The sequence below is a fragment of the Pseudoalteromonas sp. B131b genome (assembly GCF_037162545.1).
Taxonomy (GTDB): domain Bacteria; phylum Pseudomonadota; class Gammaproteobacteria; order Enterobacterales; family Alteromonadaceae; genus Pseudoalteromonas; species Pseudoalteromonas fuliginea.
The window spans coordinates 2324831-2350140 of sequence record NZ_JARLUZ010000001.1 but is presented as its reverse complement, the minus strand read 5'-3'; the positions used below and the strand labels follow the sequence as shown (position 1 = coordinate 2350140).

At 39.6% G+C, this 25310-nt stretch carries 18 protein-coding genes, 4 tRNA genes and 1 pseudogene; 18 read left to right on the top strand and 5 right to left on the bottom strand.

The window, feature by feature from the left end:
- Positions 1-4 precede the first annotated feature (4 nt).
- The 5 genes from P4S65_RS10850 to P4S65_RS10830 all read right to left on the bottom strand — a co-directional run bounded on the left by P4S65_RS10850 (position 5) and on the right by P4S65_RS10830 (position 6121).
- The gene (locus P4S65_RS10850; RefSeq protein ID WP_337120139.1) at positions 5-1027 is read right to left on the bottom strand and encodes a hypothetical protein; all 1023 of its coding nucleotides are present in this window, start codon (positions 1025-1027) and stop codon (positions 5-7) included.
- 101 nt (positions 1028-1128) lie between these two features.
- A complete protein-coding gene (locus P4S65_RS10845; protein ID WP_337120138.1) occupies positions 1129-1809 on the bottom strand; it encodes a tRNA (adenine(22)-N(1))-methyltransferase TrmK in 681 nt (226 codons plus the stop codon).
- Positions 1810-2748, bottom strand: a complete 939-nt coding sequence (locus P4S65_RS10840) for a class I SAM-dependent methyltransferase (protein WP_337120137.1) — start codon at positions 2746-2748, stop codon at positions 1810-1812. It abuts the gene before it with no gap.
- 2 nt (positions 2749-2750) lie between these two features.
- Entirely contained in the window at positions 2751-4745 is a 1995-nt protein-coding gene (uvrB, locus tag P4S65_RS10835) for an excinuclease ABC subunit UvrB (protein WP_337120136.1), read from the bottom strand.
- Positions 4742-6121 carry an MATE family efflux transporter gene (locus P4S65_RS10830; RefSeq protein WP_337120135.1) on the bottom strand — a complete coding sequence of 460 codons (1380 nt, stop codon included), beginning with the start codon at positions 6119-6121 and terminating at the stop codon, positions 4742-4744. Before P4S65_RS10830 ends, uvrB begins: the two co-directional genes overlap by 4 nt.
- Before the next feature lie 1041 nt (positions 6122-7162).
- On the opposite strand from P4S65_RS10830, the gene P4S65_RS10825 reads away from it, so the two are divergent.
- The 18 genes and pseudogenes from P4S65_RS10825 (at position 7163) to P4S65_RS10740 (ending at position 24926) form a co-directional block, all read left to right on the top strand.
- Positions 7163-7239: transfer RNA gene (locus P4S65_RS10825), tRNA-Asn, on the top strand.
- A gap of 21 nt (positions 7240-7260) precedes the next feature.
- Positions 7261-7337: transfer RNA gene (locus P4S65_RS10820), tRNA-Asn, on the top strand.
- 21 nt (positions 7338-7358) lie between these two features.
- Positions 7359-7435, top strand: a tRNA-Asn gene (locus P4S65_RS10815).
- Positions 7436-7464: 29 nt separating this feature from the next.
- Positions 7465-7540: transfer RNA gene (locus tag P4S65_RS10810), tRNA-Asn, on the top strand.
- 154 nt (positions 7541-7694) lie between these two features.
- Positions 7695-9635: an EAL domain-containing protein gene (locus P4S65_RS10805; RefSeq protein WP_337120134.1), complete on the top strand. Its 1941-nt coding sequence runs from the start codon at positions 7695-7697 to the stop codon at positions 9633-9635.
- 618 nt (positions 9636-10253) lie between these two features.
- Positions 10254-10835 (top strand): electron transport complex subunit RsxA, encoded by a 582-nt coding sequence (gene rsxA / locus P4S65_RS10800; protein ID WP_008134172.1) that lies wholly within the window; start codon positions 10254-10256, stop codon positions 10833-10835.
- Position 10836: 1 nt separating this feature from the next.
- A complete protein-coding gene (gene rsxB / locus P4S65_RS10795; protein ID WP_007379057.1) occupies positions 10837-11391 on the top strand; it encodes an electron transport complex subunit RsxB in 555 nt (184 codons plus the stop codon).
- Positions 11392-11399: 8 nt separating this feature from the next.
- Positions 11400-14183 (top strand): electron transport complex subunit RsxC, encoded by a 2784-nt coding sequence (gene rsxC, locus P4S65_RS10790; RefSeq protein ID WP_337120133.1) that lies wholly within the window; start codon positions 11400-11402, stop codon positions 14181-14183.
- Positions 14180-15238: an electron transport complex subunit RsxD gene (gene rsxD / locus P4S65_RS10785; RefSeq protein WP_337120132.1), complete on the top strand. Its 1059-nt coding sequence runs from the start codon at positions 14180-14182 to the stop codon at positions 15236-15238. The genes rsxC and rsxD overlap by 4 nt, the downstream gene beginning before the upstream one ends.
- Complete coding sequence (gene rsxG / locus P4S65_RS10780) at positions 15235-15876, top strand: electron transport complex subunit RsxG (protein ID WP_033031810.1); 642 nt, start codon at positions 15235-15237, stop codon at positions 15874-15876. The genes rsxD and rsxG overlap by 4 nt, the downstream gene beginning before the upstream one ends.
- Positions 15873-16571, top strand: coding sequence for an electron transport complex subunit E (locus P4S65_RS10775; RefSeq protein ID WP_193154448.1), 699 nt, complete (start codon positions 15873-15875; stop codon positions 16569-16571). Before rsxG ends, P4S65_RS10775 begins: the two co-directional genes overlap by 4 nt.
- A gap of 45 nt (positions 16572-16616) precedes the next feature.
- Positions 16617-17249 (top strand): endonuclease III, encoded by a 633-nt coding sequence (gene nth / locus P4S65_RS10770; RefSeq protein WP_007379030.1) that lies wholly within the window; start codon positions 16617-16619, stop codon positions 17247-17249.
- Positions 17250-17438: 189 nt separating this feature from the next.
- Complete coding sequence (locus tag P4S65_RS10765; protein ID WP_149606167.1) at positions 17439-18137, top strand: AHH domain-containing protein; 699 nt, start codon at positions 17439-17441, stop codon at positions 18135-18137.
- Complete coding sequence (locus P4S65_RS10760) at positions 18134-18721, top strand: imm11 family protein (protein WP_033040941.1); 588 nt, start codon at positions 18134-18136, stop codon at positions 18719-18721. Before P4S65_RS10765 ends, P4S65_RS10760 begins: the two co-directional genes overlap by 4 nt.
- Positions 18722-19249: 528 nt before the next feature.
- Positions 19250-20131: an AbiJ-NTD4 domain-containing protein gene (locus P4S65_RS10755; protein WP_337120131.1), complete on the top strand. Its 882-nt coding sequence runs from the start codon at positions 19250-19252 to the stop codon at positions 20129-20131.
- A gap of 109 nt (positions 20132-20240) precedes the next feature.
- Positions 20241-20517: pseudogene (locus P4S65_RS21910) on the top strand (hypothetical protein); the annotation flags it as partial.
- Positions 20518-20752: 235 nt separating this feature from the next.
- Complete coding sequence (locus P4S65_RS10745; RefSeq protein WP_096792789.1) at positions 20753-22588, top strand: SIR2 family protein; 1836 nt, start codon at positions 20753-20755, stop codon at positions 22586-22588.
- Positions 22589-23015: 427 nt separating this feature from the next.
- Positions 23016-24926 carry an aminotransferase class V-fold PLP-dependent enzyme gene (locus P4S65_RS10740; protein ID WP_033016109.1) on the top strand — a complete coding sequence of 637 codons (1911 nt, stop codon included), beginning with the start codon at positions 23016-23018 and terminating at the stop codon, positions 24924-24926.
- The last annotated feature ends 384 nt before the right edge of the window (positions 24927-25310 follow it).

Below are 25310 nucleotides of genomic sequence, written 5' to 3'. Positions count from 1 at the left end.
ATTGTTATAAGTAACTTGGATATAAATGTGCATTTTCTGGCTGCTCAATACCGTGAGCAGCTAAAAACCCACCAATAGCTTGCCCGCAGCCCTGTGGTGCTCGCCCACTGTCTATCTCAAAGTTTAACTGATTAGCATGTTGCTTACCCATAGAGCAAAGCCCTACGGTACTTGGCGAGCGCATAGCGATACTTAGGTTACCTATTTGTTCAACCGCAACGTGCTTACTAAAGCGGGCAAAACCTTTGTATTTAAACTGCTCGTTTACGTAGTCGTTACTTGTGGCCACCAATGCCGCAATTAAGCCGTGTAAAAAGCTATTAACGGATGGATCTGCTGTTAAAAACGCAATTGTTTTTTTATTAAACTCGCTAAGCTGGCAATCCTCACACAACAGCTCAACAGTATATAAATATTGCTCGGCTACTTGCTGCTGCCTTTTAAGGTCAATGCTTTTTCCTGCAAATACAATGCGTTTAAGCACTTCATCAACGTTACTTGTAACCGCTTCGCTTTTAACAAGTTCAGGGTTTTGCGCCATTACCGGTAAGTCGTGATGGTTATTAAATGGCGTGCTTGTTGCGCCGCTTTGCATTAACTGAAAAAGTTCTCTTACTTCATGTTCTCGCGCTACTTTTAACGCTAAAAATGCGGTTTGAATAAGCTCTGAGGTAGGTAAGTTTTCCTCTACTATCCAACGTCTGCCAAATAATAGTTTTTTAGCTTTGGCTTCATTAGTAGATGCGCTTTTTTGGTAGTTATCAGGACTCAGTACTGCTACTTGCAGGTAAATTTCTTCACCTTTTTGTGCAGCAAGCACTCTAAAGTGAGCCGAAAATTCAATACTCTCAAGTACTTCGTTTACGCTTTCAAGCGTGTGCTTGTAACGTAAAAAATGCTGTGGCACCACCCAGCTACTATTAGCTAATTGCACAAGGGGTGCATAAGAAATAGGTTGCTCGTAACTGTGTTGCCATTTTTGCTCATTGCTAAGCAAATGATTAATGTGACTCTTGTTATCTGACATAAATAAACCAAATAAACTCGCGTTGTGCGATATAAACTATGAACACATTACGTCGTCAATGTCGTAATTAGATCACATGTACGCCCTACTTTTGGGCTTTTTTAACTATCGGTGAGTTCTTGATAGTCTGTTATAACTTTTTGATAGTATGGCTTATCTTTATTGAGCATTTTATTATAATGATTTATGAGTTGCCGTTGGTACATAACGTGCTCTGTACTAGCAAAGTCCCACATTTTGTTGCCGGTATGGCTAATCTCATTATTGGTACTAAAGCTCACTTCAATCACTTCATAAAAACGTTTGTTGTCGTAAACTATTTGTTCACTTATTAGCCCTAAACCGAGTTGTTTTAAACCCACTCGCAACTTATAAGTGTGATGCACTGGGCATAAAATAAACCGAACATTATTTAAATGCTCAACTGCGTTATTAGCAATAATTTGTTGTACTAAACTTAACAACAGCTCACCGCCAACACCTGCTATTACAACTACTTGGCTTTTTCTTTGAGCAATTTCAATTTTGCCTACATCCTGACATAAGACCTGCCACTGCGGATTTTTATCACAGGTTTTTTGTAATTTATTAATAGATGATAATTGCGCTTCTAAATCGTTCATTAAAGTGGCGACTATATCTACAAAAATAACCTGGCTTGCAGCTGCGCGCTTTAATAGCGCCATGCCTAAATAACCATGGTCGCAGCAACAATCCCAAATAATATCGTGATGCTGCGAAATTAATGTATCAATGGCAGTTAAGCGTTTACTGAGCTTCATTTAAGCAGGTATTTGTGACATTTTATAGACAAGCGCTTTTAAACTTTTATTGCTGTCTACTTCAATAAAACGCTCGGTGGGGGCTAGGCGCTCAACAAATTCAATTGCGCCTTGGGTGTGCTCGTTTATTAACGCTTTAAACGCCTCTTCGCTAAGCTCTGGGCTATTAGCACACAATAACAATTGTGTGGTATCGCAAAGTAGCTCTGGCAATCTGCGCAGCACTTTTTGATAGTCTTTAGTTAATATAAAGCTGCCTTTTTGAAAGCTTGGCGGATCAACTATTATTAAATCAAACGGGGCTGCTTTTTTTAGTTTTCCAAACGACTTTAAAATATCGTGAGGTAAAAAACTGACGCCGCGCTCAAAACCATTTAGCTGATGGTTTTGCTTGCCGACTTTAAGCACGCCTTTGCTCATATCCATGTTCATTACATGATCTGCCCCGCCTTGCATGGCTGCAAGCGAAAACCCACATGTATACGAAAACAAATTAAGCACTTTGCCATGCTTGCTGTTAGCCATTACAAACTCACGGCCGCTGCGCATATCGGGAAATATTCCGGTATTTTGACGGCTCTGTAAATCAACCAAAAAACGAATGCCGTTTTCGGTTACAACATGCAGGTTAGGTAATTGCCCATAAACCACGGTGTTTTGGCTTTGTACGCCAGCACGTTGCTGATACACAAGTGAGCTAATAAGCTCTGGCTGGTTTTTTTGTGCCCACTGCCACACAACATCGGTAAGCTCGCTTAGTGTTTGCTCGTCAATTTCGTCGTACGAAACCAAAAATAAACTGGGCGGGTAAAAGTCTAAATTAATATGACTTAACGCTTCGACGCTGTGGCCTCGGCCATGAAAAACACGACACAGTTCATTTTTTAAAATTGGCGCGTCTTCAAGCGCAGTAATAAGAGGAGTAAAGTTTGCTGTCATTTTTAATTAATCAACTGTTGTTGTAGTTCATGTATTTCATCGCGAACAGAGCCCGCTTTTTCAAATTCTAGGTCGCTTGCGTATGCATGCATTTTGGTTTCTAACTGCTTAATTTGCAAAGCAATTTCTTTCGCGCCAAGTACCTTTTTAGACTCTTTACGAATAAGTTTAAGGTTGTCTTTAGGGCCGGCTTCTTCGCCTACATCCATTACATCGAGTATTTTTTTAGCCAGAGCATGAGGCTCTATGCCGTGCTCAACGTTGTAAGCATGTTGAATTTCGCGTCTGCGCGCAGTTTCGTCCATGGCTTTTGCCATTGATTTTGTAATTCTGTCGCCATATAAAATAGCGCGGCCATCTAAATGACGTGCAGCACGGCCAATAGTTTGTATCAAAGAGCGAGCTGAGCGTAAAAAGCCTTCTTTATCGGCATCAAGTATGGCAACAAGTGCCACCTCTGGCATATCAAGGCCCTCTCGAAGTAAGTTAATGCCTACTAACACATCAAACACGCCCGCACGTAAATCACGAATTATTTCAACTCGTTCTACCGTATCAATGTCTGAATGTAAGTAACGCACTTTTACGCCATGCTCACTTAAATAGTCGGTTAAATCCTCAGACATACGCTTTGTAAGTGTAGTTACAAGTACACGTTCGCCCTTCTCTACACTTTTATAAATCTCTGATAAAAGATCATCAACCTGATCCCCTACTGGGCGCACTTCTATAAGTGGGTCAAGCAACCCTGTTGGACGAATTACTTGCTCAGCAATTTCGCCTACGCAACGCTCTAGCTCAAAGTCGCCAGGCGTTGCCGATACATAAATAGTTTGTGGTGCTATGGCTTCAAACTCTTCAAAACGCAGCGGCCTGTTATCCATTGCTGAGGGCATTCTGAAGCCATACTCAACTAGGTTTTCTTTTCGGCTTCTGTCGCCTTTATACATTGCGCCAATTTGCGATACGGTTACGTGCGATTCATCAATAATCATCAATGCGTCGTCTGGGAGGTAATCAAGCAACGTAGGCGGCGGATCGCCAGGCGTGCGACCCGATAAATAGCGGCTGTAGTTTTCTATACCTGAGCAATAACCTAGCTCCCGCATCATTTCTATATCGTATTGCGTACGCTGTGTTACGCGTTGCTCTTCTACTAATTTATTAGCACTGAGTAACTGCGCTCTTCGATCTTTTAGTTCTTCTTGTATTTTATCGATAGCCCCTAGTATTTTCTCACGCGGGGTAACATAGTGTGTTTTTGGGTAGATAGTGGTGCGTACTATGTGCTTTTCGATAGCACCAGTAAGCGGGTCAAAAATACTTAAGCGCTCTATTTCGTCATCAAACATTTCTACGCGTACGGCATAGGTATCTGACTCGGCAGGAAATATGTCGACCACTTCGCCACGCACGCGATATGTACCACGGCTAAAATCTACATCGTTACGGGTGTATTGTATTTCGGCGAGGCGGCGTAGCATATCGCGTTGATCGACTTTTTCGCCGACTTTTAAAAGCAGCATCATTTTCATGTATGATTTAGGGTCACCCAAACCATAAATAGCCGATACCGATGCCACAATAATGGTATCGCGACGCTCAAGCAGTGCTTTGGTCGCACTTAAACGCATTTGTTCTATATGCTCATTTATCGAAGCATCTTTCTCGATAAATGTGTCGCTTGATACAACATAGGCTTCTGGCTGGTAGTAATCGTAATACGATACAAAGTATTCAACGGCATTTTTAGGGAAAAACTCTTTCATCTCACCATATAACTGAGCAGCAAGCGTTTTATTGTGCGCCATAATTATTGTTGGACGATTTAAATCGTTAATAATATTAGCCATGGTAAAGGTTTTACCTGTACCCGTAGCACCTAATAAGGTTTGGTGTGCAAGCCCCGCTTCTAACCCTTCGCACAGTTGTTTAATCGCGGTAGGCTGATCGCCTGCTGGCTTAAAATGTGATTTTAACTGAAAATTATCGCTCAACTATTGCACTCCCGTAATGATTGACTGCTCAACGCATCGAGCTCTTTCATAAACCATCTATATGCCACCATTGCAGTAAATAAATTACCCAGTGCCGCACCAATAAATAATCCAATTAAACCAGCTAGCTCATTACCTATATAAGCAAACGGTAGGTAAAAAACAAATAAACGAATAGTACTTAAAAACAGTGCATTCATTGGTTTATGTAAAGCATTAAACGAAGAATTAGATAATATGATCACCCCTTGCAAACCGTAGCTAAACGGAATGGTGTAAATAAAGAGTTTTATCACATCAATTACCATTTGTTCTTTACCAAACATTTGACTAATAAAGCCTGAAAAAACAATAAGCAAAATATAAATAGCAAATTGCCAAATCATCACAAATTTTAAGGTACCAATATAAGCATCTTTTACTCTGCATAATTTACCCGCTCCAAAGTTTTGGCTCACAAACGGGGGTAATGTCATCGACAAAGCAAGTACAAGAATACTGGCTATAGATTCTATCCGGCTGCCTACCCCAAATGCGGCGACGGCTTCAGGTCCGTGATGTGCAACCATAGCGGTCATCACAGCCATTGCAACCGGGGTCAACATGTTTGCGCCTGCGGCGGGTAAACCTATTTTTAATATTTTACGAATAGCGCCTACCACCGTTTGCGACCCGGCTTTTAAACTCAACAACCGTTTTTTTACTATTAGTAAATATAAAATAATAACAACAGCAACTCCCCATGCTATTACACTTGCAATAGCGGCACCTTGAATACCTAACGCAGGAATAGGGCCAAAACCAAATATAAGCATAGGATCGAGAACCGCATTTATAAGCCCCGCCCCGCCCATTACAATACTGGGCGTTTTAGTATCGCCACTGGCACGCAGTACCGAGTTACCAATCATTGGGGTTATTAAAAATACGCTACCGATAAACCATACATTCATGTATTCGTGTATTAAAGGAAGTACCTGCTCACCTGCGCCTAATAACGTAAATATGGGGTCGATTAGCAAATAGCCAATAAACGATAAAATAAGCACTAAAACAAAAGCAACCAATATTGAAACGCTTGCGTCAAAACGCGCTTCATCTATTTTGTTGCTACCTAAAGCTTTAGCTATAACTGCCGACGTACCAATACCTAACCCAATGGCTAAGCTAATAACTGTAAACGTAACAGGAAACGTAAAACTAACTGCAGCCAATGGCTCTGTGCCTAATAAGCTGATAAAAAATGTATCAACAATATTAAACATCATTAACGTGATCATGCCAAAAATCATCGGAATGGTCATGGTCTTTAATGTAGGCAAGATAGGATCGTTTAGTAAATCTGGGCGAGTCTGAGTTTTTGAAATTGCGCGCATGAAATAAATAAGCCTCTTTTACTGAGCAAATCATTTTAAAGCATCAAGACAATTCAAGCCACGGATTTATCAACAGATTTGAAGGAAACATAAAACTAACTATTCGACAAAACAGTAAAGATCTATTTTTAGATATTTTTGCTAAAATTGAGCACTAAGCCGCCAAAAAACAATTAAAACACATTTTAGTTACTTTTCTTTACAAACCCCCGTTCATTACTGATGCATTTTCACACAAAGACATGCTTTATTTTATCGTAACGAAAAAATTCTCTCATCGAGTTAGATGATTTAAATTGATAATAGTAACCTGTTGTTTTTTAATGAAATAAAAATAGTGATTTAAAAGCTTGAAATCGTTGTAGCACTCTAAAATGCTGGTGCCGCTGATGTTCTTAAAGTTTCATAAACAGAGTTATCCACAGAAACCGTGGATAACTCATTCAAGCCCGCATTTACAAAGGCTTTTAGAGTGATGCTTTTTTCACTCAGATCTGACTTATTACAAATATTCAATTTATCGCGTTTTTCTGGTTTTAGAGCAAAAACCATCTCGACATATAAATTGCCTTATTAACCTGATTATCTTCTTGTGAAAAAAATGAAAGTATAACGCAACGTATTGATTGTATTATTTTTGAGCTCTGACAATATAATCACCATCGTACATATAAGTTGTAAAAAATAATTCACTTCTGTGATTATCGAAAATCAATTTAAAGCTTTTACTTTTTTGACAAAACAGACCAACAATAAAAAATACAAACGTTACTTTTTATATTTTGTGCGTATTTTTTACAGCTAAGCGGTTTAACATTGTATTTTATTTACTCAAAGAACTAAGAAAGGCGATCTCAAAAATAGGCATATCGTCTAAAATCGTAACTCTATTTTTTAAAAGGTTCTTTAAATGAAGTCACAAAACACGCAGATCGAACATAAAAACAACGAATAACCACCTTTTTTAAATTTATAACTTTTATATGTTGACACTTTGCGGCGCGGTCATTAATATTTCGCCCCGTTGAAAGGCAAGACGCTTCCCCCTTAGCTCAGTTGGTTAGAGCGACGGACTGTTAATCCGCAGGTCCCCCGTTCGAGTCGGGGAGGGGGAGCCAAGTTTTTCAACCATAAACGATTCCCCCTTAGCTCAGTTGGTTAGAGCGACGGACTGTTAATCCGCAGGTCCCCCGTTCGAGTCGGGGAGGGGGAGCCAAGTTTATGTTTATGATGTAGTTCCCCCTTAGCTCAGTTGGTTAGAGCGACGGACTGTTAATCCGCAGGTCCCCCGTTCGAGTCGGGGAGGGGGAGCCAAATCATCATAATAAAATTTCTACTTTAGTTCCCCCTTAGCTCAGTTGGTTAGAGCGACGGACTGTTAATCCGCAGGTCCCCCGTTCGAGTCGGGGAGGGGAGCCAATTCTAATAATTTCATAGACATTGATAGACATTCATTCTAAATTCCACTACCCTCTGTTTTATAAATAAAAAAACAAATCGCGCTAATAATTTGCTCTGATTTACTAATCAGGATTTCATTCCTTCCCTTTTGAACTATTAAAAGACTGAAAAAATGGCTGGCTTTAAAAAACTTATCTTTATACAAATAATTTCTTGGTTATTATGTGTTGCAGCTGGAAGCTATTTCATTTCGGTAAGCTTTGATAATGCAGTAAGTGAAGCTCAAAAAAATGCGCAAGCTAGCGTTACCAACTATATAAACGACCTTTCTTTTGACGATAATTTAGTACAAAATTTAAAAAAATCATTGGCTGATGGTAAAACGTTCTCAAGCTTTACGTTACGAGATTACCAAGGCGCAGAAGTATTTAACGTTAACTCCCCTATTGACCTGCCACTATTTGCAGGTTTTATACAGTCTATTTTTAACTCTGCCCGACCGCAGTTTGCGGTAAATAAGGCTGCAGATATAAAAGTTGAATTTACAGTTAATATTCAACACTTAGCTGAACAACTTCAAATATCACTTTTTATTATTATCTTTATTTCCGCTGTTTTAGTAATTATTCCTATTATTTTGATGCAATCTATTTTTTATCAACTAAATAAAAGTATCAGCATGACCGTCTCTGACGTTATCGATGTTTATATTAACCAAAACCAAGCCGGTGAATTAGAAACAGTGCTAGATAGCTCTAAACTGAAAAGCTTAGGAAAAGATTTAGTACCAAGTTTTAACCGCTTATCGCACTTTCTTAAAACAAAAAATGAATATATACAAAGTGAAGCGCTTAGTATTAAACACGAAGCATATAAAGATGTAATTACCGCGCTAGGTAATCGTAATATGTTTGTTGAGTACTACGAAAAAAATATTGAAAATAGCGAACAAAGTACTTTTGGTTCATTAGCAATGATTCGCTGTAGTGAGCTGCAAGCAATAAATCAAAGCCGTGGCTATCAAAAAGGTGATGAGTACGTAAAGGGTGTGGCTGATATAATTAAACATATAAGTGGCACGTATGCTGGCAGTCAATTATTTAGATTAAATAGTTCTGATTTTGCTGTTGTACTTCCCCATATACCACTTAAAGAAGCCGAACGCTTTGGCGAAAACTTACAATCTCGTTTCACTCAATATCAGCAGAATCAAGAATTAAGCTCAGTGGCTAATACCGGTATTGTTGGTTATGAAAAGGGTAAGCCGTTAGGCGAACTTCTCTCAGTTGTTGATAATGCGATGAGTATGGCGCAGTCTAAGCAAATTAATGCATGGCATGTACAGCGTGAATCCGATCTTGTAAATAATGTAAGTGCTGGGTTTGGTAATCAAAACTGGCGTAAAGTGATTAACGAGGTTATTGAGTCCAAACGAGTTCATTTGGTTATGCAAAATATTATGCCGCTTGGTAAAAGTATTAAAGCATACGCTGAAATTCAAGTTCGCTTCAAAACAGAAGATAATCAAGTTCTGCCTACAGCTTCATTTTTAGCTATGGCTGAAAAGCTTGGTATGGCAGTTGATATAGATAAATTAATTATCGATTCATCACTTGAAAAAGTTAAAAGTCGTAACCTTTCTGAAAAATATTTTGGTTTAAATGTCACGGCTTCAAGCGCTCATAACGATCAGTTTGTAATTTGGTTAGAGCGTCGCTTATTAAAAGATACCCATATTGCATCAAAACTTATTTTTGAAGTGAGCGAGTTCGGCTTACAACAAAATATTAAAGCAAGTAAGCGCTTTATTGATATGGTTCACCGAGTGGGCGCACGTGTAACTGTTGAACGTTTTGGTGTTGGTTTAACCTCATTTAAGTTTTTCCGCGATTTAAAACCTGACTTTATTAAAATGGATGCCAGTTATACTCGCGGCCTAGAAGATGATAAAAACAATCAGTACTTTATGCGCTTAATGGTCGATTTAGCCCACCGCATTGGTGTTAATGTTTTTGCCGAAGGTGTTGAGAGCCAAGAAGAAAAACATATTATAGAAACCTTGTGCTTAGATGGCGTGCAAGGTTATTACATAGAAAAACCTAAAGATATCTAAACCAATCAAGCAACATTGACTAATTTAAAAAGAGCACTTGTTGCTCTTTTTTGCTTTGTAAATCGTAGTACAGTTATTTGGTGGCACCACTAACACTGCAAAGTAAAATGAATACCATACCAATCTGCTTATGTATGGGTCTATTTAACGTTAAGAAAATTACGCTAGAACTAAGCTAAAGTTTTTGTATCTAGTTGTTCTAAATAAAAAATTTTTAACGACGTTATAGTGCAATTTAATTCGTTAAATTGATCAAAGATTTATGCAGGTTGGTATTACATAACCTGAACACTGGTTAAGGGATTTACTAACGTATTGAGCCATGGTGATATTTAAATTTATTTTCTCTAGCCAGATATTTTCAGTGAAAACAAGGCGAATTTACACGTTAATAGCCAGCCTATATACAAGTAAACTCAACGCAGTTAGTGCTTAATTTACTTGCTCGGGATAGATTTATTATCCAGAGCTCAGGTTACATACGAATCACAGTATTTTTACATCTTTGTTGTTACCCCTTAAATTAATATTGTTTATTTAAATGATAATCACTGCATATGTTGTTAATCACACCAGAAAAAAGGATAATACACAGGATTTTTATAGCGTGAGGCTCGCATGACTGAATATGTCTTGTTATTGATTGGTACTGTTCTGGTTAATAACTTTGTATTAGTACAATTTTTAGGCTTATGTCCTTTTATGGGTGTATCAGGAAAACTTGATACAGCTATTGGTATGTCTTTGGCTACCACTTTCGTGCTTACGCTCGCCTCCGTCACCAGTTATTTAGTGAATCAGTATATTTTAATCCCACTCGACATAGAGTTTTTGCGCACAATGAGCTTTATTTTAGTAATTGCCGTTGTGGTGCAATTTACCGAAATGGTGGTACGTAAAACCAGCCCAACCCTATATCGATTATTAGGAATATTTTTACCACTTATAACCACTAACTGTGCTGTATTAGGTGTCGCTTTACTAAATATCAAAGAAGATCACTCATTTTTACAATCGGCAGTGTATGGTTTTGGCGCTGCGGTTGGTTTTTCGTTAGTGCTGGTATTATTTGCAGCATTACGTGAACGTTTAGCAGCAGCTGACGTACCCACTCCTTTTAAAGGCGCCTCTATTGCCATGATAACCGCAGGATTGATGTCGATGGCGTTTATGGGCTTTACCGGATTAGTGAAATTTTAATATGACCTTGTTTTATGCCTTAATTGCGCTTGGCTCGTTAGCGCTGGTTTTTGGGTTGATTTTAGGATTTGCCGCTATACGATTTCGCGTAGAGAGCAATCCCATTGTTGAGCAAATAGACACCATTTTACCGCAAACCCAGTGCGGACAATGTGGCTACCCAGGTTGTCGCCCCTATGCTGAAGCAATTGCAAATGGCGATGAAATAAACAAATGCCCACCGGGTGGCGAAGCTACCATGAAAAAGCTTGCCGGCTTAATGGGAGTTGATGAAAAACCACTTGCCGGCGGCGAACAAGCAGAGCCAATAAAAACGGTAGCCTACATTCGCGAAGACGAATGTATTGGCTGCACTAAATGCATCCAGGCTTGCCCTGTTGACGCTATTTTAGGCGCGACTCGCCAAATGCACACGGTGTTAATTGATGAATGTACTGGCTGCGATTTATGTGTTGAGCCCTGCCCTGTAGATTGCATTGATATGCTGCCTGTAGCCGAAACTAAACAAAACTGGAAATGGCAGCTAGATGCTATTCCTGTTACACAAATAGATTAGAGGTTTGAGTGGATAAGTTACTTGAACAAATAAAAAAAGGGGTTGTTTGGCCATTTCCTGGCGGCATACACCCACCACAACAAAAATCACTCTCTAATAGTGCTAGCATTACGCGCCTACCATTGCCCGATAAGCTCGTAGTGGCGCTAAAGCAACACATAGGCGCAAACGGTAAGCTGCTTGTAGAAAAAGGACAGCGTGTACTTAAAGGCCAAGCTCTAACCTCCCCTGCTGCAAACTGGTCAGTGCCTGTACATGCCCCAAGCTCGGGTATTGTTACTGATATAGCACCAATGCCTTCTGCGCATCCTTCTGCATTGCCAGAGCTGAGTGTTGTTATTGAACCAGATGGTAAAGATGAATGGGTGGCACTTAACCCAATTAATAATCCAACAACGCTTACCCACGACGAACTAGTAAATATAATTCATCAAGCCGGTATTAGCGGTATGGGCGGCGCAGGTTTTCCTACTTATGTAAAAGCTGACACAAAGCAACCGATTGAGTTTTTGATAGTCAATGCGGTTGAGTGTGAACCCTATATTACAGCCGACGATACCTTAATGCGTGAGCATGCAATTGAGGTAATTCAAGGCCTTGAACTCATGCAGCAGTTGCTAAATCCAGCGTTGTGTATTGTGGGCATTGAAGATAACAAGCCTGAAGCTATTGCAGCTATGAATAAAGCGGCTGAGCATAACAAAAAAATAATTGTGCAAACGGTCCCGACTATTTACCCATCGGGCGGTGAAAAACAACTTATTAAGCTACTCACTAATCGTGAAGTGCCAAGCGCCGGCATACCGGCTGACATTGGCGTACTTGTACAAAACACAGGTACGTTGTTTGCCGTGCAGCAAGCTGTGTACGAAGGTAAGCCACTCATTGAACGGGTAGTCACTGTAACAGGTAATACTATTCATAAACCAGGTAATGTGTGGGCACTACTTGGCACTGAAATTAAACATTTACTTGATTGCCAAGGTTTTTCACCTGTACCACAGCAACGCGTTGTTATGGGCGGCCCGATGATGGGCTTTACTCTGCCAACAGTGCGGATTGGCATAGTTAAAACAACTAACTGTATTTTAGCGCCTGATCATAAAGAGCTAGCAGAACCCGGCCCTGAAAAAGCCTGTATACGCTGTAGTGCGTGTGCTGATGCCTGCCCTGCTTCTTTATTGCCACAGCAATTACAGTGGTTTGCTAAGTCAAAAGAATACGACAAACTACAAGAACACAATTTATTTGATTGTATCGAATGTGGCGCATGTGCCTATGTTTGCCCAAGTGAAATCCCACTTGTACAGTACTACCGTGTCGCCAAAGTGGAAATTAAAGAACAACAGGCTGATAAAATTAAAGCCGATCGCGCAAAAGAGCGTTTTGATGCACGTAAAGAGCGCCTAGATCGCGAGCAAGAAGAAAGACAAAACCGCCATAAACGTAAACCTGCTGCTAAATCGGCTGACGAAAAACAAAAAGTAGCTGATGCTTTAGCCCGCGTTAAAAACAAATCAGATAATGGCGATGAAAAATCAGCCGTTGCTGCCGCTATAGCCCGCGCTAAAGCTAAAAAGCTCGGTGATCAATCTGCGGAATTAGAACCTGATAATAGTGAAGTCGCAAAAGAACGCGCACTACGTAAAGAACAAGCTAGAAAATATAAAGATCAAAAATCTCAAACAGATGAATCAGCCGATACTGCACCTGTTGATGATAAAAAATCAGCAGTGGCTGCAGAAATTGCTCGCGCTAAAGCTAAAAAAGCAGCGCAAGCAAATGAAGGTACTGAGCCAGTCGTTAATGAAGCGCCACAAAGCGAAGCACCTGTTGATGACAAAAAAGCCGCCGTTGCCGCTGCTATTGCACGCGCCAAAGCTAAAAAAGCAGCTAAAGCCTTAGAAAATGCAGAGCCTGCCGTTAGTGAAGCGCCGCAAACCGAAACTCCTGTTGATGATAAAAAAGCCGCCGTTGCCGCTGCTATTGCACGCGCCAAAGCTAAAAAAGCAGCTAAAGCACTAGAGAATGCAGAGCTAGTCGTTAGTGAAGCGCCGCAAACCGAAGCACCAGTTGATGACAAAAAAGCCGCAGTGGCTGCAGCAATTGCTCGCGCCAAAGCTAAAAAAGCAGCGCAAGCAAATGAAGGTACTGAGCCAGTCGTTAGTGAAGCGCCGCAAACCGAAGCACCAGTTGATGATAAAAAAGCCGCCGTTGCCGCTGCTATTGCACGCGCCAAAGCTAAAAAAGCAGCTAAAGCCTTAGAAAATGTAGAGCCTGCCGTTAGTGAAGCGCCGCAAACCGAAACTCCTGTTGATGATAAAAAAGCCGCCGTTGCCGCTGCTATTGCACGCGCCAAAGCTAAAAAAGCAGCTAAAGCACTAGAGAATGCAGAGCTAGTCGTTAGTGAAGCGCCGCAAACCGAAGCACCAGTTGATGATAAAAAAGCCGCCGTTGCCGCTGCTATTGCACGCGCCAAAGCTAAAAAAGCAGCTAAAGCACTAGAGAATGCAGAGCCAGCCATTAGTGAAGCGCCGCAAACCGAAGCACCAGTTGATGACAAAAAAGCCGCCGTTGCCGCTGCTATTGCACGCGCCAAAGCTAAAAAAGCAGCTAAAGCACTTCAAGATGCAGAAGCACCAAACGCACCCGATAATACCGACAATTCATCTAGCTCTATTGACGCTGACGTACCTAAATCAAGCGACGATAAGAAAAAAGCAGCTGTTGCTGCCGCTATTGCCCGAGCAAAAGCCAAAAAGTTACAAAAAGAAGGAAATGATCAGTCATGAAATTAACCATGGCCAGTTCGCCGCATAACCACAGTCATAAATCGTTAACGCGATTAATGCTTACCGTTATAGCTGCGTGTATTCCTGGACTCATTGCTCAAGTTGTATTTTTTGGCACTGGCGTGCTTATTCAGTTAGTACTGGCATTAACTGCAGTTACGGTTTTTGAAGCTGCCATAATGTTCTTGCGCAAGCGCCCGGTTTGGCCTGCATTAAGTGATGGCAGTGCATGGCTAACCGCTGTGTTATTAGCGTTAAGTATTCCGCCTTTAGCCCCGTGGTGGATAATTATTATTGGTTGTTTATTTTCTATTATTATCGTTAAACAATTATATGGTGGCTTAGGGTTTAACTTATTTAACCCCGCAATGGCTGCCTATGTGCTGTTATTAGTTTCATTTCCGGTACAAATGACCTCGTGGTTACCTGTGTCTGAACTATCCAACCACGTTATAGGGTTTACTGAACAACTACGTATAATATTTACCGACTTCACCTCCATTGGTTATAGTTTAGATCAAGTCCGCGCAGGTATTGACGGCATCACTATGGCAACGCCTTTAGACACCATTAAAACCGATATTGGTCATGGTTTAACGGTTACCGAAAGCATGCAAAAAACATTATTCAATGAATGGGCAGGCCTTGGCTGGATGTGGGTTAATTTAGGCTTTTTAGCAGGTGGTTTATACCTATTAAAAGAAAAAATAATTAACTGGCATATTCCAGTCAGCTTTATTGCAAGCTTAGCTATATGCAGCGCCATTGGTTATATTGCCGCCCCAGGAACCGAGCCTGGTACAATATTTCACTTATTAAGTGGTGCTACTATGATGGGCGCATTTTTTATAGCTACCGATCCGGTATCAGCTGCCACAACTAATAAAGGTCGTTTAATTTACGGTGCTTTAATTGGCCTACTAGTGTATTTAATTCGTACTTTTGGTGGTTATCCTGATGCCGTTGCGTTTGCTGTACTGTTATTAAACATTGCAGTGCCGTTGATTGACTACTACACGCAACCACGTACTTATGGCCATGGAGCAGTAAAATGATTATTTCATCAATGGCTAAAAATGGCGCTATTTTAACGGCATTTGCCCTTGTAACCACGGGGCTCGTTGCGTCAATTAATGCATTAACCGCCGATAAAATTGCCGAACAAGAACAGCTACACCTAACGTCTCAGTTGCAAGAAGTGCTTGACCCGAGTACTTACGATAACGCGCTTTCAACCGATTGCGTTATTATTTCAGATGAACGGTTAGGCCCTTATGCTAATCAAATAATTTATCGCGCCCGCAAAAATAACAAACCCGTTGCTCTTGTTGTAAGGCATGTCACACCAAGTGGTTACAGTGGCGATATTAACTTGCTAACGGCCGTTTTAAGTGATGGTACTATTGCAGGCGTGCGCACCACTAAACACGAAGAAACCCCTGGTTTAGGTGATAAGGTAGAAGTTAAAAAATCCTCTTGGATCACCACATTTAAAAGTTTAACCGTGCAAGGCGAAGACGATGCTCGCTGGGCCGTTAAAAAAGACGGGGGACAATTTGATCAGTTCACAGGAGCCACCATTACGCCTCGCGCAGTGGTTGGCTCAGTAAAAAACGCAGTGCTGTTCGCACAGAGTGAATTTGATGCTATTTTTGCCGCGCCTAACGCCAAATGTGCAGAGGTAACTAAATGAGCGAATTAAAAACATTATATAAAGAAGGTGTATGGGTAAACAACCCTGCCCTAGTGCAGCTGTTAGGCCTGTGCCCGCTGCTAGCTGTTACTTCTACAATCACTAACGCATTGGGCCTAGGGCTTGCAACACTGCTTGTTTTAGTCGGCTCTAACGTAAGCGTATCAATCGTAAGAAACTGGGTACCAAAAGATATTCGTATTCCGGTGTTTGTCATGATCATCGCAGGCTTTGTAACCATAGTGCAGTTACTCATGAACGCCTATACATTTGGGCTTTACCAATCATTAGGAATTTTTATTCCGTTGATTGTTACTAACTGCGCCATTATTGGCCGTGCTGAAGCGTACGCATCTAAAAACCCAATTCACTTATCAGCCTTTGATGGCTTAATGATGGGCTTGGGCTTTATGATTGTGCTGGTCGTTTTAGGCGCAATGCGTGAACTAATTGGCCAAGGTACGTTATTCGACAGCGCCGATTTATTATTAGGCCCGTGGGCACAAAGCTTACGCATTGAAGTATTTAGCTTTGATAACCAATTTTTACTCGCCATTTTGCCACCCGGCGCATTTTTAGGCCTAGGGCTGCTTATTGCGGCTAAAAACGTAATAGACGCACAAATAAAATCAAAACAAATCGCACCGCCAGAGGCTGAAAAAGGCCCTCGAGCACGTGTTACTAGCTTAACTTAAGGGAAAGCGCATTAACTTAGCAAAAGCTAATGCGTTTTAAGTTGCATGAATAAAGAAAAACGTCACCAAATACTGTCTCGCTTACGCGACGATAATCCACATCCAGTTACAGAGCTTGAATATTCAAGCCCGTTTGAGTTATTGGTTGCCGTTACGCTCTCAGCGCAAGCAACCGACGTAGGCGTTAATAAAGCCACTCGTAAGCTGTTCCCTGTTGCTAATACACCCCAAGCTATTTTAGATATTGGCCACGATACACTGCGTGATTACATTAAAACCATCGGCTTATTTAATTCAAAAGCGGCCAACGTTTACAAAATGTGCCAAATATTGGTAGATGAGCATAACAGCATAGTGCCAGAAAATCGTGAAGCCCTAGAAGCTCTACCTGGCGTTGGCCGTAAAACCGCTAATGTTGTACTCAATACCGCCTTTGGCTGGCCTGTAATAGCAGTAGATACGCATATATTTCGTGTTTCTAATCGCACTAAGCTTGCCATGGGTAAAGATGTTGTAGCCGTTGAACAAAAACTTGAAAAAGTAGTGCCTGCAGAATTTAAAGTAGACGTACATCATTGGTTGATTCTTCACGGACGTTACACCTGCGTAGCGCGTAAACCTAAGTGTGGCAGCTGTATTATCGAAGACTTGTGTGAGTTTAAAGATAAAACAGAGTAACTATAGGCTGCCTTGAGCGATGAGAGGTCACTCAATTTTGTGTTGTATGAACGAAAATTTTACCGCTATGTTATTCATTGTTAGCAATAAACTGATTGAAGTTATTAGGTGTGTAACGTTCAGAATTGCACCTAGATAATCTATTTGCTATTTTACGCCCTAACAGAAGGAAAATTTAAGGATTTAAGGATGATTCAACTGCAGCGCTACCCAATGCCAGATCGACCAAGTAACCCTAGCCCTTTAGAAATGGCTATTTATAATTATGAATTACTAGCAAAAAAACACTATGACGATAAGCGTCGTAAATCTCCTGCATCTAAGGAAAAGCTGCAAAGAGATTACGACCATTTGCAAAAAGAACGCAAGCGTTTAGAGCACTTGCTTATTGCACAACAAAGCTTAGAGTCTTACCGTGCAGAAAACGAAAGCGAAGGTACCTCTATTAAGGAGCTAGCAGAAGAAGAGCATCATCCGACGGAAAAACTTGCTAAGTTTTTACGAGCGGCAGGCGAGCCAAAACCGACTTCATATCATGAGGCGCATCACATTGTGTGTGGTAAGGGGCGATATAGACAGCGTCTTACATATGCCACACGTTTAAGAATGCACTCGTTTGGTATTGGTATTAATGATCCTACGAATGGGGTATGGCTAAGAAACTTTGAAAAAAACAAGTCAGATGATTGGGCTACGCCTGACGCTGTTTCTCATAGAAGGTTGCATCGTCATAATTATGAAGTTTGGGTGTCTACTAGTTTAAGAACCAAAGTAAGTAAACTTGATTTTGTAAATGCATTACGTGGCGTGAAAATAAAAATTAAAAATCATATGATGCCAGCCAGCGTTATGATGCGTAAAGATGCTAATTGGAATGGTAAATCATGAAGTTGTTCTCGTTAAAGCCAGTTACTAATTCTTACGACATGGTTGAGTGGGACATACTTTCATTTTCTGAAAAAATACAACCAATGTTGCCACCTAATCAAGATGCTTGCATGTTTCTACTTGATATCCATATGAATAATGACTCTTTATTAGAGTATTGGCCTCAAAGTTATGAGTTGTCTTTTTTACCTGGTTACCTAAAAGATAACTACGATATAAGTATCATGGATGGATTTATCGCTCTTAGGATGAATGCTTATGAAGCTTTAAAAGATTTATTAGCGCCTCTAGGTGAGTTTATTGAAACAAAAGCTGATGGTGAGCCTATTGTAATTTTTAATTTGCGTACATTTGGACAAGAAGATGAAGCAAAATGTGAACGCGAATATTTAGATGGTTATCCTCTAGATTATATCAAGATTGCTTTCATAAATGATGATGTAAAAAATAAGCCAGTTTTTAAAAGCAAGTTTACAGGTGGTTCTCGTTTGTTTTGTACTGATAAGTTTAAATCTGCTGTAGAAGATAATGGATTGACGGGTGTTTATATTGACGAAGATCTCGATAATATTTTTTCTAATTAAGTTAATTTAGGTGAATAAAATCTTATTCAGAGATATTGTGTAAAACTAAAAAACGACCTTTAAAACCCACTATTCTATTTTAGTGATTTCAAAGCCCACGTGGATGTGGGTTTTTTAACGCCTAAATAAATCGGGAACTGTATACTAATTAACTCTAACGCCTCTTCTAATGGTTGGCGTATAAAAACTTAATGCCTAATTTGTAGTAGACCACATCTCAGTTACAGTTTGAAAAGAGGGTTATAATTTTCCCTGACAGTCCTCAATGAGCGATAAGCAGTCATTGAGATTGACCAAATGTAATTGCTTATTGAGCAGAATTTAGGTGTAATGGATACATAGTTAACGCTGAGCAATGTAGGGAAATAAGTAAGCTGATTTAGCTAAAACCTCTAAAAGCAAACTCCCATAGCTTAAACAACACCTATCCTGACACATCGAACAGGTAACGACTCAGCCCAACAAGCGATTATGCAACACAAACTGCGTATCGTATTAATACTAAAATATTAGTCGTTAAGGAAAGGTATGAAGTTTTCCCATAGATTTGGTTTTGACCCAGAGTATAAAAATGAACCAATTAGCGAAGAAGCCCCAAATTGGTTGAAAAGCCTTTTCTTTATTAATGTTTTGGAGCCTCTCCTTTATATTGATGGTGATAGCCGTCAAAAGAATGAAGAATCAAAACCGCTGGGAGTTAAAGACTTAATTGAAAGGTTATGTGCAGAAAATGGGCACGAAACTGACTCCGAAGATTTTGACTCATGGACATGTTGGGATGCATTGAAATCCAGACTTATGAATCTCGAATGGTATCAATTTTATGACTTTGTTGAAATTACAGCGATAAAGATTAAAGAACAGGAAATAGAGTACAGTTCAGCATGGGAAAACTCGCGATTCGAATCATTTATGTTTCCGTCATATAGGCAAAAGGTAAATGATTTATTTTCACAGCATAAAATTCAGTGGAAATTAAATGATGCTGGTAAATTAGAGACCCCACTTCCCAAAGATCTTGAAACAAGAGTATCTGCTATAGACTCTACTTTGCAGGATAAATTTGAACCCGCAAGAGTCCATTATTCCAAAGCTCGATCTTATATATTGAGCCCAAGTAAGGATCCTGAGAATTCAATTAAAGAGTCCGTAAGTGCAGTTGAGAGTGTTTGTAAAACTATCTATCCCAAATGCTCTACGCTAGGTGATGCACTAAAGGCAATGAAAAGGGAGCAACTTATTTCTCCTATGCTTGTAACAGTTTTTGAGAAGTTTTATGCATATACAAATGCTGAACCAGCGGTAAGGCATGGTAGTAATAAAATATCAGGCGTTGGCGAGATGGATGCAGAATTAGCGTTACATATGTCAGCTGCATTTATAAGAACGATAATTTCTAGAAAGTCGTAATTGACTGCTAATAAGAAATTAAATAAGGACAAAATGAAATCAGGATGACACCCATCCTAATTATTGCGAAAAAAGCCAATAAAAACAGCATGAAGTGTGCATTGCTATAAATAATGAATCATTAAAAAAGCAGAGCTATGTAGACAAAATGAAAGTAAAAATAGACAGCCCAATCGGACGACGATAGCTGTTTATTAAAGAATGGCAAACGACTCGGCTGTATCGAACCGGCTTTCCTTTAAATAAAAAGCGGTATATTACGGTGAATAAAGGGATGAACAAACTGACCTTACGAGGTCAAATGAAAGTGAATGCCTTACTTGACGCTGCAGCAACTGTATTGTCTTGTTCAGAATATAGAAAAGCTGCAAAACACAATGCACTGAGAAGGGGAAGCCTTTTTACTCTAAATAAAAGCCACTCAAACACCGGTAATCTCTTCCAAACGCCAATTAAAACAACACTAAACCAGCTTTTTATATTCGATGAAAAACACAGTAATCGATTGAACCAAAATAGGAACTCAGCTATGGTTTATTCATAAATAAAAAACGAGTTAATCTACAGGCTCGTTAGCTTTTCTAGCCCCCTCAATTAAACTTTTAGTCTATTGACATAATTATGAAATCAGAAAATATTTTTGAAATATCAAATTTAATAAAAAACAGTAAATTAGCTATATTTTTTGGAGCTGGTTTAGATTTTTATTCGGGTGTGCCGTTAGTGAAAGGGGAACACGGGATAATGACAAAAATATTGTCCCAACTACCTTTTTCAGCTGAAGATAATGATTTTTTATTGAATATGTCAAACATGCCATTTGAAGCGTTTTTTAGCATACTAGGAAAACATAGCAACATTGATCACTTACTTGAGATATTCAATATTGGAAAACCAAATAAGAATCATTATATTATTGCAAAAGCCATTAAGTGTGGCTATATAAAAACAGTAGTGACAACAAACTTCACTGAACATATAGAGCAAGCTCTTGAATTTGAAGGGATGGTAGAAGGTAAAGACTATCTGGTGGCTAGAAGTGATAGTGATTTCATGTCGATAGATTTAGAAGGTGTGCTGCCAGTATTAATTAAAATACATGGTTGTATCTCAAGAAAAGAAGATCTTGTTATAACCATAGAAAAGGTAGCTAAAAAAGCTGCTATTTCACCAAGAGAGAGAATAGTTGAGCACCTCGTTTCATCTGTTCAACATGAAGCAGTATTAGTTATGGGTTACAGTTGCTCAGATGTATTTGACTTAACCCCAATGTTTAAAAGGGGTAGTTGTAAAAACAAAATTTATCACCTTAATCACGAACATTCAAAGAACAGACTAGACTCCTTGGTTTTTAGTGAAAACCTTGGGGATTTTAAAGGATTTTATCACCCTAATGCAAAAGGGGCTTTAATCCAAGCAAATACAGATTTTGTAATAGACGAGCTAGCTCATCAAACGGATAAATATTTTAGCTCGCGGGTCTGTGCTTTATCCAATAAGCAGTTAACTGAATTTCAAGATAAAGTATCGAAACTTATCGAATCATGGGCTTTACAATTTAACTCCATTAAATCCAATGCTTTTTCATACTTTATCTCAGGTGAACTACTAAATAATGCTTCTCAAAAGATAAGTGCGATTCCTTACTATGAAGAATCCTTAAAAATTTCTATCTTAGAACACGATCTAGAAATTGAATGTATGGCGCTCAACCATCTAGCGTTTCTCTATGCGTCTTCTAATCCCAAGCAAGCTAAATTATATTCAGAGCGAGGATTTAAAATAGCAAAATCAATTAAAGACAAAAAAATGATGAGTCTGCATCTAAGGAATTTAGGTGTAAGTGAGAGGAATCAGAGTAATTTTGAAGAGTCTCTTTTTAATTTAACAAAATCTTTGAAACTTTGTTCTATATCTGACATGGTTTTTCGTGGAAAAGTGCATATGGAGATAGGTATTTCATATAAAGCAATAGAAAAATATAAGAGTGCAGAAACTCATTTTTTAAAGGCCTCCGAATTATTCAAAGTTATTGGTAGTGTTACAGATGTTGGTTGGAGTATAGGGAATTTGGGGAATATTTACTTCCATCATTTTAACTGTTACAAAAAAGCAGAAATCAATTATAAAGAAGCTTTAAATATAGCAAAAAAAATGGACCATACTTTCAATATAGGTGTATGGACAGGAAACTTAGGAATTATGTACCTTCGTCAAGGTAAATTACAAAAAGCATTTGTAGCAATGAATGACGCTCTTTCTATTGCTATTGAGTGTGGTGATAATATTGGGCAAGGGAAGTGGCATGAGAATATTGCCGAGTATTTCGTGCTGTCTAGGGAGTTTAAGTATGCCGCAATGCATTTAGATAAAAGTATAGAGATAGCCATTTCACTAGGTGACAGCTCAGGTAAGGAACGACGATTAATTGCACTAAACTCTTTAAATAATGTGTAATTCGTATGGCTTTAACAGGTTATAATAGCGCAAAGCTAACAAGTGACTAAGGTTATGAGTGTCTGCAACTGGCACTCTTCAACCACTCGACAACATAAAATATTGATAATAATTGGCAAGGTATTTTACTGTGTCGGATGGCACTTCGCTTATTCGACCTACACTGGCAGAAAACTGCCCATCAAATAGGTATAATTTTTATACTGTAGTGGTATAAAACTTAAAAGGAAGTATATTACCGTTGATAATGATCAAAATCTTTTTGCTTACGATGGAAACAGAAAACACATGAATTTCATTGCGCCTCTCATTTGTAGTAGCCAATGAAACAGCCCAATTATTAGAACATTATCAAAGTATTAATTTCACAAGTTACACTCCTTTGGTTATGCTATTGAGCATTATAAATCTTATTGCGAAAACCTCTATGCTACCTCTACTTCGTATCTTGATAATTGAGCAAGACCCAACCACTTTACAAGGGCTTTCAACGAATCTGTCAAAGACTATTCCTAACTTTGAGCGTGATGATATTCATATCGATATTATTGAATGCCTTGAGCTTAAACGCGCGTTGGAACATGTAGCGGAAGATGGTGATATTCAAGCCGTGGTTCTAAGCTGGGATATGCACAATAAAGTGGGTGAGCGTATGTATAGCCGCTTTATTGAAGAGTTAAAGGCTATTCGTCTTGAGCTGCCGGTTTATGTTGTTGGCGACGACACCAAAGGGCTGGAAATCGTTAACGAGTCAGAAGAAATTGAATCGTTTTTCTTTAAAGATGAAGTAATTTCTGACCCTGAAGCAATTTTAGGTTATATGATCAACGATTTTGACGACCGTTCGGAAACGCCATTTTGGACGGCGTATCGTCGTTATGTGGGCGAGTCAAACGATTCATGGCACACACCGGGTCATAGCGGAGGTTCTAGCTTTAGAAACTCTCCTTATATTAAAGATTTTTATCAGTTTTATGGCCGCAATGTATTTGTTGGCGACCTGTCGGTGTCGGTAGATTCGCTAGGCTCATTGTCAGACAGCACGAATACTATTGGTCGCGCTCAAGAATCAGCAGCGGCAACGTTTGAAGTTAAGCACACCTACTTTGTTACAAACGGTTCGTCTACCTCAAATAAAATTATTTTACAAACACTCCTGCGTAAGGGAGATAAAGTAATTGTTGACCGTAATTGTCATAAATCAGTCCACTATGGCATTTTGCAATCTGCCAGTTACCCCATTTATTTGGCGAGTATTTTAAATCCAAAATATGGGATTTTCGCGCCACCGTCGTTGGCCGACATAAAGTTAGCAATTGAAAACAATACTGATGCTAAATTACTGGTGCTTACCGGCTGTACTTACGATGGCCTGCTTAGCGACCTGAAGCAAGTAGTAGATTATGCTCATCAATATGGTATTAAGGTGTTTATTGACGAGGCATGGTTTGCATACTCTTTGTTTCATCCTAGCTTTCGCTATTATTCTGCAATACATGCTGGGGCTGACTACATTACGCATTCCGCACACAAAGTAGTGTCGGCATTTTCTCAGGCGTCTTATATCCATATTAACGACCCCGATTTTGATGCTGATTTTTTTCGAGATATTTACAGTATCTACGCCAGCACATCGCCCAAATATCAGCTTATTGCGTCTCTTGATGTATGCCAAAAGCAATTGGAAATGGAAGGCTATAAGCTGCTCAATGCGCTGCTAAATCATGTTGACGAATTTAAACAACAGATGGCGTCGCTCAAGCACATTAAAGTGCTAGGTAAGCAAGACTTTATGGATATATTTCCGCACTTTAGCGGTGATAACATGGGTCACGATCCGTTAAAAATACTCATTGATATTAGTGAGCTACCTTATTCATTAAAAGATATTCATAAATATTTACTGGACGAAATTGGTCTAGAAATAGAAAAATATACGCACAGCACTATCTTGGTTTTACTCACGCTTGGCGGCACACGTTCGAAAATAATTCGTTTGTACAATGCATTGAAAAAGCTAGATGGGGGCAAAGTGAAGCTGTCGAAATCGACGCGCAGAGCCCGCTTACCAGAAAATTTACCCGCCATCGATCTAGCCTGTATTCCAAGCGATGCTTTTTATGGCGAGCGCGAATCGGTGCCTATTAGCAAAAGTAACAACCGCATTTGCGCTGGTTTAGTTACCCCATATCCGCCAGGTATTCCGCTTTTAGTGCCGGGCCAGCATATTACTGAAGATCACATTGAATATTTGCAGGAATTGGCAAGCCAAGGGCTGACAATTCAAGGCAGTTTTGATGGTGAAATTTATGTACTTAAGGGAAAGGTTAAGAAGTAACGGTATTCGTTTAGTACTATCGTTATCGCTGGGCAGTAATGTCGCAAGACATTGCTGCTGTATGAAGCGTTATTGTATGAGTGATAATTCCAGATTACACCGATAATTTAATGCAAGCGCGTAATTAACAGTTGTTCCACTTTAATATCATTAATGTTTATGACTTCGCGTTTATGACCGTCATTAACGACATAATCGATGCCTTTTGGTATACGGTTCAATGTATAGATGGGAGTATGGCTGGGTTCGTATTGGGGATGATCAATATCTGAGCCATACAGGGTTGGTTATGCGTAGGTACAAACCACAAACTTGTTATAGCTCGCAGCGAGTGAACACAGCCAAAAACTGGCCTGACATTGACACTAAAGAAAACTAAAAGCA

Coding starts and splice junctions, on each gene's coding strand:
- P4S65_RS10765 (WP_149606167.1), top strand. CDS start 17,439: ATGATTCAACTGCAGCGCTACCCAATGCCAGATCGACCAAGTAACCCT.
- P4S65_RS10745 (WP_096792789.1), top strand. CDS start 20,753: ATGAAATCAGAAAATATTTTTGAAATATCAAATTTAATAAAAAACAGT.
- rsxG (WP_033031810.1), top strand. CDS start 15,235: ATGATTATTTCATCAATGGCTAAAAATGGCGCTATTTTAACGGCATTT.
- P4S65_RS10845 (WP_337120138.1), bottom strand. CDS start 1,809: ATGAAGCTCAGTAAACGCTTAACTGCCATTGATACATTAATTTCGCAG.
- nth (WP_007379030.1), top strand. CDS start 16,617: ATGAATAAAGAAAAACGTCACCAAATACTGTCTCGCTTACGCGACGAT.
- P4S65_RS10850 (WP_337120139.1), bottom strand. CDS start 1,027: ATGTCAGATAACAAGAGTCACATTAATCATTTGCTTAGCAATGAGCAA.
- P4S65_RS10840 (WP_337120137.1), bottom strand. CDS start 2,748: ATGACAGCAAACTTTACTCCTCTTATTACTGCGCTTGAAGACGCGCCA.
- rsxD (WP_337120132.1), top strand. CDS start 14,180: ATGAAATTAACCATGGCCAGTTCGCCGCATAACCACAGTCATAAATCG.
- P4S65_RS10805 (WP_337120134.1), top strand. CDS start 7,695: ATGGCTGGCTTTAAAAAACTTATCTTTATACAAATAATTTCTTGGTTA.
- P4S65_RS10740 (WP_033016109.1), top strand. CDS start 23,016: ATGCTACCTCTACTTCGTATCTTGATAATTGAGCAAGACCCAACCACT.
- P4S65_RS10760 (WP_033040941.1), top strand. CDS start 18,134: ATGAAGTTGTTCTCGTTAAAGCCAGTTACTAATTCTTACGACATGGTT.
- P4S65_RS10830 (WP_337120135.1), bottom strand. CDS start 6,121: ATGCGCGCAATTTCAAAAACTCAGACTCGCCCAGATTTACTAAACGAT.
- P4S65_RS10775 (WP_193154448.1), top strand. CDS start 15,873: ATGAGCGAATTAAAAACATTATATAAAGAAGGTGTATGGGTAAACAAC.
- rsxA (WP_008134172.1), top strand. CDS start 10,254: ATGACTGAATATGTCTTGTTATTGATTGGTACTGTTCTGGTTAATAAC.
- P4S65_RS10755 (WP_337120131.1), top strand. CDS start 19,250: ATGAAGTTTTCCCATAGATTTGGTTTTGACCCAGAGTATAAAAATGAA.
- rsxB (WP_007379057.1), top strand. CDS start 10,837: ATGACCTTGTTTTATGCCTTAATTGCGCTTGGCTCGTTAGCGCTGGTT.